Origin of the sequence: Mesorhizobium sp. M1142 (genome assembly GCF_040318565.1) — a bacterium.
In the GTDB taxonomy this organism is placed as follows: domain Bacteria; phylum Pseudomonadota; class Alphaproteobacteria; order Rhizobiales; family Rhizobiaceae; genus Mesorhizobium.
Genome location: NZ_JAMYMK010000002.1, coordinates 97,327 through 109,924 on the forward strand (window position 1 = coordinate 97,327; position 12,598 = coordinate 109,924).

At 64.4% G+C, this 12,598-nt stretch carries 9 protein-coding genes; 1 reads left to right on the forward strand and 8 read right to left on the reverse strand.

What is annotated here, in order from left to right:
- Window positions 1-5 precede the first annotated feature (5 nt).
- Entirely contained in the window at window positions 6-935 is a 930-nt protein-coding gene (locus NKH42_RS04495; RefSeq protein WP_352505353.1) for a pseudouridine-5'-phosphate glycosidase, read from the forward strand.
- Between the two features lie 32 nt (window positions 936-967).
- Here the strand turns inward: NKH42_RS04495 and NKH42_RS04500 are convergent, their stop codons facing one another.
- The 8 genes from NKH42_RS04500 to NKH42_RS04535 form a co-directional block, all read right to left on the reverse strand.
- Window positions 968-2,359, reverse strand: coding sequence for an FAD-binding oxidoreductase (locus tag NKH42_RS04500; RefSeq protein WP_352505352.1), 1,392 nt, complete (start codon window positions 2,357-2,359; stop codon window positions 968-970).
- A 255-nt stretch (window positions 2,360-2,614) separates the two neighbouring features.
- A complete protein-coding gene (locus NKH42_RS04505; protein WP_352505351.1) occupies window positions 2,615-3,853 on the reverse strand; it encodes a VWA domain-containing protein in 1,239 nt (412 codons plus the stop codon).
- 2 nt (window positions 3,854-3,855) lie between these two features.
- Window positions 3,856-6,105, reverse strand: a complete 2,250-nt coding sequence (locus tag NKH42_RS04510; RefSeq protein WP_352688669.1) for a DUF5682 family protein — start codon at window positions 6,103-6,105, stop codon at window positions 3,856-3,858.
- A 4-nt stretch (window positions 6,106-6,109) separates the two neighbouring features.
- Complete coding sequence (locus NKH42_RS04515) at window positions 6,110-7,189, reverse strand: ATP-binding protein (protein ID WP_352645331.1); 1,080 nt, start codon at window positions 7,187-7,189, stop codon at window positions 6,110-6,112.
- Window positions 7,190-7,207: 18 nt separating this feature from the next.
- Window positions 7,208-8,650 (reverse strand): DUF5691 domain-containing protein, encoded by a 1,443-nt coding sequence (locus NKH42_RS04520; RefSeq protein WP_352505348.1) that lies wholly within the window; start codon window positions 8,648-8,650, stop codon window positions 7,208-7,210.
- The gene (locus NKH42_RS04525; RefSeq protein ID WP_352505347.1) at window positions 8,647-10,050 is read right to left on the reverse strand and encodes an SWIM zinc finger family protein; all 1,404 of its coding nucleotides are present in this window, start codon (window positions 10,048-10,050) and stop codon (window positions 8,647-8,649) included. Before NKH42_RS04525 ends, NKH42_RS04520 begins: the two co-directional genes overlap by 4 nt.
- Window positions 10,051-10,242: 192 nt before the next feature.
- Window positions 10,243-11,523 (reverse strand): amylo-alpha-1,6-glucosidase, encoded by a 1,281-nt coding sequence (locus tag NKH42_RS04530; RefSeq protein ID WP_352505345.1) that lies wholly within the window; start codon window positions 11,521-11,523, stop codon window positions 10,243-10,245.
- A 34-nt stretch (window positions 11,524-11,557) separates the two neighbouring features.
- A complete protein-coding gene (locus NKH42_RS04535) occupies window positions 11,558-12,598 on the reverse strand; it encodes an ABC transporter ATP-binding protein (RefSeq protein WP_352505344.1) in 1,041 nt (346 codons plus the stop codon).

Consider the following 12,598-nt stretch of genomic DNA (forward strand, 5'->3'; position numbering starts at 1 on the left):
ATGATATGAAACCTTCCCTTGTCCATTTGAACGATGAAGTCGCTGCTGCGCTTGATAAAGGCCGCGCGGTGGTGGCATTGGAATCGACGATTGTCACCCACGGCATGCCATATCCGGCCAATCTGGAAACCGCTCGTGGTGTCGAGACCGTCGTGCGTCAAAACGGCGCCGTGCCCGCCACGATCGCAGTGGTCGCCGGCAAGATCAAGGTTGGCCTCGACGACCGTGAACTGGAAGAGCTGGCAGCGGCAAAGGGCGTGGTCAAGGCTTCCGGGCGCGATCTCGCCGCAATCATGGTGCGCGGCGGCTCGGCCGGAACCACCGTCTCGGCGACGATGCGGATTGCCGCTTTAGCCGGGATCGGTATTTTCGCGACCGGCGGCGTCGGTGGCGTGCATCGCGGCGCCGAAGCCACTTTCGATATCTCCGCTGACCTGACCGAACTCGGCCAGACCGGCACAACCGTCGTCTGCGCCGGGGTTAAGTCGATACTCGATGTTGCGAAGACGCTGGAATATCTGGAAACTCAGCGCGTGCCGGTGATCGCCTATGGGAGCGATGATTTTCCGGCTTTCTACACCCGCTCCAGCGGGCTCAAGGCCGACCATCGCCTCGATACCCCCGACGAGGTCGCGCGAGCCATGCTGCTGCATGACGAGATGGAATCCGGCACCGGCATTCTCGTCGCCAACCCGATTCCCGAAGCGGACGCGCTCGATCCGGCGTTCATCGACGGCACGATCGTAGCGGCCGTGGCTGAGGCCGAGAAGCGCGGCATCGGGCGCAAGGAACTGACGCCGTTTCTCCTCGCCCGCATCAACGAGCTTTCACAAGGCCGCAGCCTGAAGGCCAACATCGCGCTTGTCCGCAACAACGCCGCGCTTGCTGCCCGCATCGCAGTTGCGCATGCGGAATTGAAGGGCGCGACCAGATAGAGACAGCGTCCGGCCAGCGCTACGTGCCTTTTTCAGCCCGGCACGAGGTCGAAGATGCGCCCGGCATTGAGGATGTTGTTCGGGTCGAAGGCCGCTTTCAGGCGGCGCATGGCCGCGATCTCGGCGTCGCTACGCACCAGATGCAGCCATTCCTTCTTGTCGAGGCCGATGCCATGCTCGGCCGAGACGCCGCCGCCAGCCGCGGCCACACCCCGGTAGATGATCCCGTATGCAGCCGCCGGATCCACGGTGCGGACCTGGTAGTGCAGATTGCCGTCGCCGAGATGGCCGAAGACGTAGATGTCGGCGCTCGGGTCGACGGCTTTGATAGCGGCTTCCGTCTCGCGCAGGAAAGTCGCCATTTTCGCCAGCGGGATGCTGATATCGACGCCGATCAGTCCTGCCATCGAAAACAGGAAACGGTTGGCCTCCTCGCGCACCGCCCAGAGCGCCCGGAATTCGCGCGGCGATTGCGAGACGACGACGTCGTCGATCACGTCGTCCTCGACCGCCTGCATCAGCACCGCGGCGAAGCGGTCGCCGTCGCGGTCCGGCTCATTGCCCTGTATCTCGGCCAGCACATAGACGGGCGAGCCGGCCGGCAGCGGCGCCGGCGCCTCCATGCCGGCGATCATGGCGCCATAGAGCGGTGCGAAATTCACATCATAGGCCGAGAGCAACGGCCCAAGCTTCTGCCGGAGCTGCGCAAGCAGCGCAATCGCCGCATCGAGCGATGGAAGTGCGCAGAAGGCATTTACCTCGGTGGCAGGTTTGGGATGCAGCCGCAGGCAGGCGCGCGTGACCACGCCGAGCGTGCCTTCGCTGCCGATGAAGAGCTGGTTGAGGTCATAGCCGGAATTGTCCTTTGGCAAGCCCTTGAGCGACGTGAGCACACTGCCGTCGGCAAGCACCGCCTCCAGACCGAGCACCTGCGCGCGGTACATGCCGTAGCGCAGCACGCGAATGCCGCCGGCATTGGTGGCGACATTACCGCCGACGGTGGCCGTGCCGCGCGCGCCGATGTCGACGCCGAAAAGCAAGCCGGCCGCATCGGCCGCGTCCTGCACCATTTGCAGCGGCGCGCCGGCCTCGGCGACGATCGTCGCCGCCTCGCGGTGGGGCGCCGCGACCGCCGTCATGCGCTCCAGCGACAGCACCGCCTCGCCGGGCTGGATGCGCGCCGCGCCCGCAAGACCGGTGCGGCCACCCTGGATGACGAGCCTCTGCCCGGCCTCGTTGCACAGGCGCAGAATGTCCGACACCTCGCCGGTCGTGCGTGGACGCAAGACGATCGCTGGCGGCGCGCCGTCCTTGCCGTCGGGATCTTCCCGGTAGCGTGGTCCGGCCTCCTCAGCCGAGACAATCGCTGACCTGTCCAGCCGCTTTTCCAGCCGCGACAGAAGCTCGGCAATTTTCTGCGACATGTGGCTCAAGGACATGAACGGCCCGGGCGCATCGACGCGGCCGGGAGAGGGAAGGGCGAGGGCTGTGAAAGCGGCCGTGGCTGATTTCTACTGTTCAGCAAATGTGGGGAAAACCCGCCAGGAATACAGCCGGTTGTCTTCGCCATGCGTCGCTCCTGTAACAGGTCGACCATAGGCGCGGCTGGCTATTTGTCAAACCTTTGACCGCAAGCGCTTGCCTGCGGGCTGCCCAGTATTCTGGACCGAGGCAAACGCTCACTCATGCATCCCAGGCGCCTCAGCCCCGGCGCGAATGAGCTTGATGTCGGCTCCCGCCGCCCAGGCGCCGATATCCTCCCGCCGCAGTGCCGCCGCCATCATGTCCGGAAACAGATCCGGCGTGCAGGCGAAGACCGGAATGCCAAGTGCCGCGACCGAACCTGCCATCGCTGGATCATAGCCGGGCTGCCCCTGATCGGTCAACGCCAGAAGCACGACGGCATTGACGCCGGATCGAACCAGCGCCGCCAGCCGCCGCAGCAGTTCCTGGCCATTGCCGCCTTCATAGAGGTCGGTGATCAGCACCAGATGCGACTTGGTGGGCCGCTCGATACGGTCGGCGCAATAGGCGACCGCCTGGTTGATGTCGGTGCCGCCGCCGAGTTGCACGCCGAACAGCACTTCAACAGGATCGCTGAGTTCTTCGGTAAGGTCAACGATGGCGGTATCGAAACAGACGAGCTTGGTGCGCACAACCGGCAGCGAGGCCATCACCGCTGCGAAGATCGAGGCATAGATCACCGAACTTGCCATCGAGCCGGACTGGTCGACGCACAGAACCACCTCGTCGAGATCGACCAGCCGTCGCTGCTTGCGTATGAAACCAACCAGCTTCTCCGGCACGATAGTCTTGTGTTCGGGTTGGTAGTGGCGAAGGTTCGCCGAGATGGTGCGCTGCCAGTCGATATCGCGCGAACGCGGGCGGTTGGTGCGCCTCGACCGGTCGAGCGCGCCTCGGATTGCCTCGACTGTCTTCTGCTCCAGCCTCTGCATCAGCTTGGCCACGATATCGGCGATGATCGCGCGGGCGATGTCCTTGGTCTTGGCAGGCATCACCGAGCGGAGCGAAACCAGGTCGGCGACCAGATTGACGTCCGCCTCGATCGCCTTCAGGAACTCCGGCTCTATCAGCATCTGCTTCAGGTTCAGCCGTTCGAAGGCATCTTTCTGGACGATCTGGACGACCTGCGCGGGAAAGAAAGAGCGGATGTCGCCCATCCATTGCGCAACGCGCGGCGCCGAACGGCCTAGCCCGCCGCGCCGTTTGCGCGGGTCGGCAGCGGCATTGGCGCCGTCGCCGTATAACGCGTCAAGAGCCGCCGAAAGCCGTTTGTCGTCGCTGGAAAGTGCCGCAGATGTCTCATCGTCGGCGCCGATCGCCAGACGCCAGCGGCGCTCTCTTCCGCCATCGGGCGATGGTGCGCCGGTTTGGGTCGCCTCTGCCTCGTCGTCCATCGTTATGTCCCGCTCTTGAGCAAAGGTCCAAGCCGCTCCAGGTGCCGACGCCAGGCCTCGCCGCCATCGGGCGCCGGTATCAGGCCGGCCGGCAGCCGAGCGGCGCGGCCGAGCACCGCTTCAATCAACCGCCGGCGCTCCATGCTGTCCATATTGGAGAAGACGCGGCGCAGCAGCGGTAGATGCGCGATGAAAGCGTCCTCGTCGAGGGACTTCAGCCACGCATCAACCGCACCGCGCAGACCTTCGTCATAGATCAGCCGCTGACCGGCAGTGCTGAAGAAGCCTTCGAAGAACCCGGCCGCTTCAATGACAGGAGTCCCCGGTGACAAGCGTCGCTCGAGCAGTCCGGCAGCGTCCTCGGCGGAAAGCCGGCCAGCTTCGTAGAGCAGGTGCGCGGCGCATCCTGCCGGCAGCGCCGTCGACCGCGATCCCTCCAGCACGGCAGCCAGTCCGTTACGCCATCCGTCCAGCACGTCTTGCCCGGGCTCGACCAGTCTGATCGCCTCATCGGCCTTGCGCATCGCACCGACTAGCGTCGCGGCGGCTTGCTCATCCAGATCGCGTACAGCATACGGAAGCGCGATCGCACCTTCGACGATCAGCCGCTCCATGAGACCGGACAGCCGGTTCGTCTCCGTTTTGCGGGCCTCGCCGTAACGGATGATGTCGGCGAGGGGCGGCACAGACGCCAGGATCTCCAGGCATTCGCTGCTGCGCGCCGCTCGCGCCTCCAACGCCGCAAGGCCGGCAGTCGATGCTTCCGACAGGCTTGCCGTGATCGCGTTCTCCACCAATGCCGCAAGCGTATCGAGCGTCGCCGCCGTTTCGATCATCTGGATCAGGCGGGCATTGGCAGCCTTTTCGATGGTCGGCCCGTAGATCAGGTTCTCGACCAGACGAACGGCATATTCCGGTTCCCACGCCAGGGTCCACCGCTCGCGGAAGGTGCCACGGCTGCGACCGGCATCGGTCAGTCTGCCCCAATGCACACCAAGCACGCTCAGCCGATGCAGCAATGTCGAGCGAAACAGTCCGCTTTCGCTGCGCAGGTCGACGGACAGTTCGCGCTCCAGCGCCTCGGGCTTCAGCCGCGCCGCCTTCTGGTTGCGCTGCAGATCCTCGATCAATGGCGCCAGCGGCGTGTCGGGCGGAATTTCACCGACGTCCGCACCCAGAAGCAACTCGGCCTCGACCAGCCCCCACAGCAACGCTTCGCCATTGAACAGGGCCGCGATCGCGGCGTCGCGCAATTCCTCGAACCCGGGCTTCGGCCGTTCGCGAATGGCGGCGAGCGCGCGGGCGAGCCGCTCCGCTTCGATCAGCGAAGCGGTCGAGACCAGATGGCCCTTCGCCCGCAGCAGCGCCGCGATCATGGCAAGCCACAGGGTTGCCGCATCGCGCCGACCGCGCGTGCGCCAAAGATGCTTGCACCAGCCGGGCGCGACGACGCCCGCGCCATAGCCGTATCCCAGCGCCAGGCGCGGTCCGGTCCACGGTGCCCATGTCATTGTGCTCTTGCGCCGGGCAATTCCCTTGATCAGGACCTGATCGTTTTTCTGAGTGTGGGTGGCCTGCAGCGCCGGCACATGCCATGCTCCGCAGACGACGGCGATCGGCCCCTCGAACTGCTTACGCGCCTTGGCGATTTCGAGCCGCATATGCGCCTCGCGCTTGGCTTCGAACTGCGCGATCGGACCCTCACCATTCCGCAGTGTCGTCATCGCATCGGCGATGGCCGCAAATATCGGGCCGGGTTCCGGGTTCTGTTCAATGATGTCCGACCACCAGCTTTCGCCGTCCTCATAACCGGCGGCGTGCGCCAGCATGGCAATCGGATCACGCGGAAGCGGAGCCGCGTCACCATCCTCGGGGGCTTGGGTAGCTTCGGTCACATCGGTGTCCTCCGCGCCACCGATCGCAGCAGTGGTGAACCGTGCCGACGATGGCAGGTCGATAAACTGCAACGTCGCCTTATTGCCCACAGCCCAAAGCGCCGCCTGGTATTCGGGCGAGAACTCGGCAAAAGGCCAGAAGCTTGTCGAAGCCGGATCGTCTTCCGGATAGCAAAGGAGCGCCACCGGCGGCTGCATTTCGGGGCGGGCCAGCATGGGCAGAAGCTCAGAGGCGTCGATCGGCCCCTCGATCAGCACGGCGACCGGGTTCAAATCCTGCAGTGCCTGCACCAGGCTGTCGGCGGAACCCGGCCCGTGATGGCGTATCCCGAAATAGGCAATGTCGCCGTGGCTCATGGCGTCAGATCGCTGCGTTCAGCGCCGCGTAATAGCCGGCATAGTCGGGGCGCTTCTTGAGCACCGTTTCCAGATATTCCTCGAGCACCACCTTATCCTGCACCGGATCCTTCACGATCGCGCCGACAAGGCTGGCGGCGAGACCTTCGGCGCCGAGCTTGCCACTGTCGAACCACGCCGCCTGGCTGAGCCCGCCAACCATCGTGGCGATCGCTTCTGCGGTCGACAGCGAGCCGGAAGGAGTCTTCAGCGTCACCTTGCCGTCGGCAGTCGCGCCGGAGCGCAATTCGCGAAAGATGGTCAGCACACGGGCGATCTCCTCGCCGACATTTTTTGGCACCGGCAGGTCGAGTCCGCCAGCCATCTCATCGACCCGTTTGGAGACGATCGCCACCTCTTCGGCCATGTCTTCCGGCAATGGCAGCACCACGACATTGAAGCGACGCTTGAGCGCCGAGGAGAGCTCGTTGACACCTTTGTCGCGGTTGTTTGCCGTGGCGATAATGTTGAAGCCGCGCTGGGCGTAGATCGAGGTGTTCAATTCCGGAATCGGCATCATCTTTTCGGAAAGCACGGTGATCAGCGTGTCCTGCACGTCCGAGCCCATGCGGGTCAGTTCCTCCAGCCGGCAGAGCTTGCCGTTCTGCATGGCTCGGTAGAGCGGCGTCGGCACCAACGCTTCCTGGCTCGGGCCTTTTGCCAGCAGCTGCGCATAGTTCCAGCCATAGCGGATCTGGTTCTCGTCGGTGCCGGCCGTGCACTGCACGATCAGCGTCGAGTCGCCCATGATGGCGGCGGCAAGATGTTCAGATACCCAGGACTTGGCGGTTCCGGGAACGCCGAGCAGCAAGAGTGCACGGTCGGTAGCGAGCGTCGCTACCGCGGTTTCCATCAACCGGCGGCGACCGACATATTTCGGGGTTATCAGTGTGCCGTCGCTAGCCTTGCCGCCGAGCAGATAGGTCAGCACAGCCTGTGGCGACAGGCTCCAGCCGGCAGGTTTTTGCCTGTCGTCACCGCGCGCCAGCGCCTGCAATTCAGAGGCATAGGCCTGCTCGACCGGGAGACGGATGGCAGCGTTCATATGAATTCTCCGGATTGATCATGTGTCGGTTCGAGACTGATGTTCGGCCAGCGCCGCGTTGAGACGCAGGACACTGAGTGATGGGGCGGCGGGCGGCATACCGGCAGCGACGACCTCGTCGATCAATTTGGCTGCTGTGGTCGCTGTGGCAAGGTAGCCGATCGTTTCCAGTATATCGTCAGCGCCCCGCCGCACGGCTTCGTCGTTTCCCGCAACGGCGGAACGCAAAGCGGGAAGAGCTGACCCGTTCGAAAGATCGTCCCATTCCAGCCAGCCAGCATCAATGCCTTCCGCCAGATTGATCGCGCTGAGGTAATTTGCTTGCTTGAGGATCAGCCGGACGAGAGCCCGTTTCCTGCGGCTGTCCAGACGCGGCACAAGGTGCAACACGAACAGCGCCGGTTTGCCGCCTTCGGTGACAAGCATGTCCGCCATATGCGTCACCGCCGCGTCGCTCCCAGAAGCGGCGACCATTCGGGCGATCAGGATATCAGCGTTGTTGTCGGCGCCGAACTGCCAGGCTCCGATGAATTCGGGTTCCGTGATGCCGAACCGTCTGGCGAGGTCGACCAGATTGCAGGTCTCGAACAATTCGGCGCGGCGCTTTTCCTGCGCCGGGGATTTGAGTTTCGCCGGCGTGTAGGTGGTCCGGCGGCGGATGAAGCCGGATTTGCCTTCGCCGATGAAGACGGCGAGTTCGACTGCTGGATCCTCCGCCCCGCCTTCGCTCGAATGGCCGTGCTCGCCCAACCTTGCCAGCAACCGGCCAGCCAGGTCCTGCACCTTGCCGGAACGGTCGGTGGCAAGGCTTTTCAGGAACGGCGCGTCCTCGGCATTGAGGCCGAAGCGCATAAGTTCGATGAGCGCAAGCCTGACCTCCGCAGGTTCGCCCGAGGCCTTGGCCTCGATCAGCATTCGCGCCGCGGCCGGTTCGCGCCGGCGCATATCGGCCAGCGCGATGCGGCGCGCGGCGGGATAGAACTCATCCCAATTTTCCGCCGTGAGTTTCTCTTGCGGGGTATGTCTTTCTCCATCCACGCTGGCTTGCCAGTCGATCCATGGAGCGTAGACATCCGGGCTGTTCTGATCCGACGAGGGCATCCAGTCCATTGGGTGGAGCACGAAGCCGCGGCTGGCGACAAGCGTCACCACGCGCGTCTTGCGCCTTGCGTCGGCGGCTTGTTTCAGGGCGGCGCGCAAAAGCGGCCGCAACCGCTCCGGCAGCAGTGGCAAGGCAAGCCCGGGCAGCGGCGGCCGCCGCTTGAGCGTCTTCGGCGCCGCCGGCCGCAAGGCGACGCCGAGCGCTTGCGCTGCAATTGCCAGGAGCCGGCGCTCCTGCTCGTCGGGACTTGCGCCGCCTGCGATTGCCTTCCAGGCGGCCGGAGCCAGATCGAAGGTGGCTCCGCCGGTGATCCAGCAATCGCGCATGGTCGCCAGGCCTGTTTGCTCGCCCTCATTCACGACAGGTCAAGCCTCCCGAACCCGCTTTGAGCCGCCAGAAGGTCAAGCCGAGCGCCGTCCCAGAGCGCTGCCGTGGCGGCAAGGTCGAGGCCGAGCAATGTCTGATTGACGGCGCCACTGATCGGCAAGGCGAGCCCTTGCGGATCATCGGCGGCCTGCCACCAGGCTGCGCCCCGATCGTCGACCAGGATCGCACCAGGCGGCAGCATGAGAGGGCTATCTGTGAGCCAGGGAGCGGCATCCTGATGGCACACATGCGCAGCCAGCGGATCCTTGGCGACGCCCAGGGTAAAATCGGGCCACGGGCCCGATGCGACGTCGCCCATGCGTTCTGCCACCAGCGCCCGGAGTGGCCGGCGTGATGGATAAAAGACCAACCGGGCATTGAAGCGATCGCCTGGCGAGAAGGCGTTGGATCGGCGTCCGGCCGAGGCGGGAAAATAATCGAGCAGCAGGGCAAATTGTGGTGTGGAGCTTTTCAGATCGAGCAGCCATGTCGAATGGCTGACCAAACCATCGCGCCGGGTCTCGATCTTCTCGCCGACAACCTCCCAGAGACTTTCGACTTGCATTGCATCGGGATTGGCCAGCACCTGTTCGCGGGTTTCGGATGTCGATACAAGCCGCTTCAGCTCGGGATCGTCGGGCGCCGACCGCCAGGCCTTGGCCAGCAGCACGAGCTTGCCGAGTTCGCGGATCGCCGCATCCGGTCGTTCTTCGCTGCGCAGCGCCATCAGCCGCGACGGAATCTCGTCGATACGGCCGGCGAGCGCCGCTGCCTTCATATCGACCAGCCGCGCAGCAATCCGCCGGCAACGGTCGCTGCTGGCGTCGACAAACCCGGAAAGACCGAGCCGCAACTGGTCGGCAATCCACTGGTCGAGTTCATCGAGCGCCGCCGACACTGTTTCTCGTGTGCTTTCCGCCCGCTTGCGCTGCGCCGCCTCGCGACGCTCGACCGTTGCGTTATCTTCAACGGCGGCGCTCTCGTCCGCCCGTGCGGCTTCGCCAATGCTCTTGGCTTCCGCGCCCGGTGCCGGTTGCTGCACCGGCTGTGACGCCGTCTTCCGGCGCCGGCCAAGCCAGTCATTCACCCATTCCGGCGTGGTATCGGCAGCGGCAAAACTGGCTGGCGCGGTGGCGGCGATCCACATCAGGGCCAGCGTGTGCTTGCATGGGAATTTGCGCGAAGGGCAGGTGCATTTGTAGCCGTGATCACCCGTGTCGACCACCACTCGATAAGGATTGGAGCCGGAACCCTGGCATTCGCCCCAGATGAGCGCCTGCTGCTCATGCTTTTCGAGCCGCGGCCAGTTCGTTCGTTTGGTGAGCTTGGAGGCGGCGCTCAGCGACGCCTGATCGGGAGCAAGCGCCTCAATGGTCTTCAGATCGAATTCCAAGCCGCGCTTCTCCCCGCCCCGACGCAGTATAGATAGCGGTTTGTGACGAATTATTATAGCTCTGGCATGGTGAAGATTGGGCATGCCTTGGCCCTGTTTGATGGGCCAGGACATGCCTCAGACGCAAATGGGGTCGACTGTTATTCGGCAGACAGAACGGGCTTTGGTAGCCGGCGGCCTAGGCGGAAGCGTTCAGGCTCTGCCCTTCAGGAACTCGATCACCATCGCCGCGGTCCAGGTAAAGCGATTGCCGCCGAGCGGCTCGCCGCTGAGGGGATCGTAATATTCGGCAAAACCGCTCTCGGCGATCAGGTCGAGACTGGATTGCGTGATCCGTTGTGCGATTTGGCTGTGGCCGGCGGCGGCAAGGCCGTCGGCGATCATGTAATTGACCACCAGCCAGACCGGGCCGCGCCAGTAGCGCTTTGGGTCGAAGCGTCCATCGCCAGGATCGTGCGAGGGGACGATGTAACGCGCTTTGCCAGCGATGCGCTCGATCGTTGCAGCGATGGCGGCTGCCCGGCTTTCCGGAATGGCCGAAAACACCGGCAGGATGCCGCCGACCGACGCGCTGTTAACGAGCTTTCCGGCCACTCGGTCGAAACAAATGTACTGGCCATGTGTGTCGCTCCACAGCCGTTCCATCGTCGAAAGCCCCTTTTCGGCACGGGCGCGATTGGCTTCTGCGATTTCAGTTTCGCCAAGTGTATCGGCGAGATCGGCAAGGTCGGCGGCGGAACGGATCAGGATGGCGTTGAAGCCGGGATCGACGACCTGGAAGGGCGAGGCATCGTGCAGCCGGGTGTTGTCCCAACCAAGTTCGCGGAAATGCTGCAGCAGCCAGATATAGCGATCGTACTGGGCCCTGGTCGGTCGATGCGCAGGGTCGGCGTGCAGGATGTCGCGGCGGGTGTAGGGCTCGACGCCTTCGGTCGGCACGCGCTCGAACGCCTCGTCCCAGTCGATCGAGTTGTCGCGGCCGGACTCCCATGGGTGAATTATGGCGACCAGCCCTTCGCCGTTCGGGTCGCGATTTTCGTAGAACCAGCGGTGCCAGGCGTCGATCTTCGGCAGCAGCGCGCGGGCGCGCTCGGCCGCCAGTTTCTTGTCCTTGGCCTGGTCGAACAGGCGGCGCACGGCAAAGCCGGCGACTGCCGGCTGGGTGATGCCCGAGGTGGCGGTCGGGCGGTCCGTTCGCCAGACCCCCGGCCCGGGGAAATAGCCGTCGTTCCAGACGTGGAAGACGATGTGCGGCACCATGCCGTCCGGCCACTGGTGAGCGAACAGCGTGTCGATCTCGGTCCAGGCTCGGGCCTCGTCATAGTGGGCAAGACCGAGGGCGGTCAGGCAGGAATCCCAATTCCACTGGAACGGGTAGAGGCCCTTGGTCGGTATGGTATAGGTGCCTTGGTCATTTTCCCTGAGCACCTCGACGGCGCGGGCGATAGTTTCGTCAATGGCAAGAGATATCATCGGGGCGTTCGTACTTTCAGGATCGAAGGGAGGATCAAAGGGCGTTCGTGGTTTCGGGATCGAACCAGCGGATGCGATCGGGTTTGGGCGAAAGCCGCAAGTGATCGCCGACGGCGACCGTGGCGTTCGATTCGAGAATGGCGCGAAACAGGCCGCCCTCGACATCGCAGGTGACCAGCGTGTGCGGTCCGAGCGGCTCGACGACGCGCACGGTGGCGTTAATGCCTTCGTTACCGGCGTCCACATCCTCGGGGCGAATGGCGAATTCTATCGTCTGCTTGTCCGATTTGGGGCCAGGTAGCGTCAGGCCGGCGACGATCCAGCTGCCGTTCGCAGTCTTCGTCGCCGGGATGAAATTCATCGGCGGGTTGCCGATGAAGGAGCCGACGAAGCGGGCCGCCGGATTGCGGTAGACCTCTACCGGTGAGGCGGCCTGGACGATACGGCCCTGATGCATGACGGCGATGCGGTCGGCAAGGCTCATCGCCTCGACCTGGTCGTGGGTAACGTAGATGGTGGTGGTCTTGGACGCCGCCAGCACGCCCTTGAGCTCGGCGCGCATTTCGAGCCTGAGCAGCGCGTCGAGGTTCGACAGCGGCTCGTCCATCAGGATCACATCGGGCTCCATGGCGAGCGCGCGGGCGACGGCCACACGCTGGCGCTGGCCGCCGGAAAGCTGGCCCGAATAGCGCTTCAAAAGTTGCTCGATATGCATGAGCTCCGCGGTGCGGTTGACGCGCCCGTCGACCTCCTGCTGCGGCAGCTTCTTCATGCGCAGGCCGAAGGCGATGTTCTCGAATACCGTCAGGTGCGGAAAGACCGCGTAATTCTGGAACACCATGGCGATGCCGCGGGCGCGCGGCGGCAGATGGTCGACGCGACGGCCGCCGATCCAGACCTCGCCCTGGCTTGGCGTTTCCAGCCCGGCGACGATCCTCAGCAGCGTGGTCTTGCCGCAACCTGAGGCGCCAAGCAGCACCATGAATTCCTGGTCGGCGATGGTCAGGTCGATCGAATGCAGCGCGGTGAAGCCGCCGAAACGTTTTGCCACCTGCTTGATGACGATCTCAGCCAT

Coding starts and splice junctions, on each gene's coding strand:
- NKH42_RS04505 (WP_352505351.1), bottom strand. CDS start 3,853: ATGGACGACGAGGCAGAGGCGACCCAAACCGGCGCACCATCGCCCGAT.
- NKH42_RS04515 (WP_352645331.1), bottom strand. CDS start 7,189: ATGAACGCTGCCATCCGTCTCCCGGTCGAGCAGGCCTATGCCTCTGAA.
- NKH42_RS04530 (WP_352505345.1), bottom strand. CDS start 11,523: ATGATATCTCTTGCCATTGACGAAACTATCGCCCGCGCCGTCGAGGTG.
- NKH42_RS04500 (WP_352505352.1), bottom strand. CDS start 2,359: ATGTCGCAGAAAATTGCCGAGCTTCTGTCGCGGCTGGAAAAGCGGCTG.
- NKH42_RS04535 (WP_352505344.1), bottom strand. CDS start 12,598: ATGGCTGAGATCGTCATCAAGCAGGTGGCAAAACGTTTCGGCGGCTTC.
- NKH42_RS04495 (WP_352505353.1), top strand. CDS start 6: ATGAAACCTTCCCTTGTCCATTTGAACGATGAAGTCGCTGCTGCGCTT.
- NKH42_RS04510 (WP_352688669.1), bottom strand. CDS start 6,105: ATGAGCCACGGCGACATTGCCTATTTCGGGATACGCCATCACGGGCCG.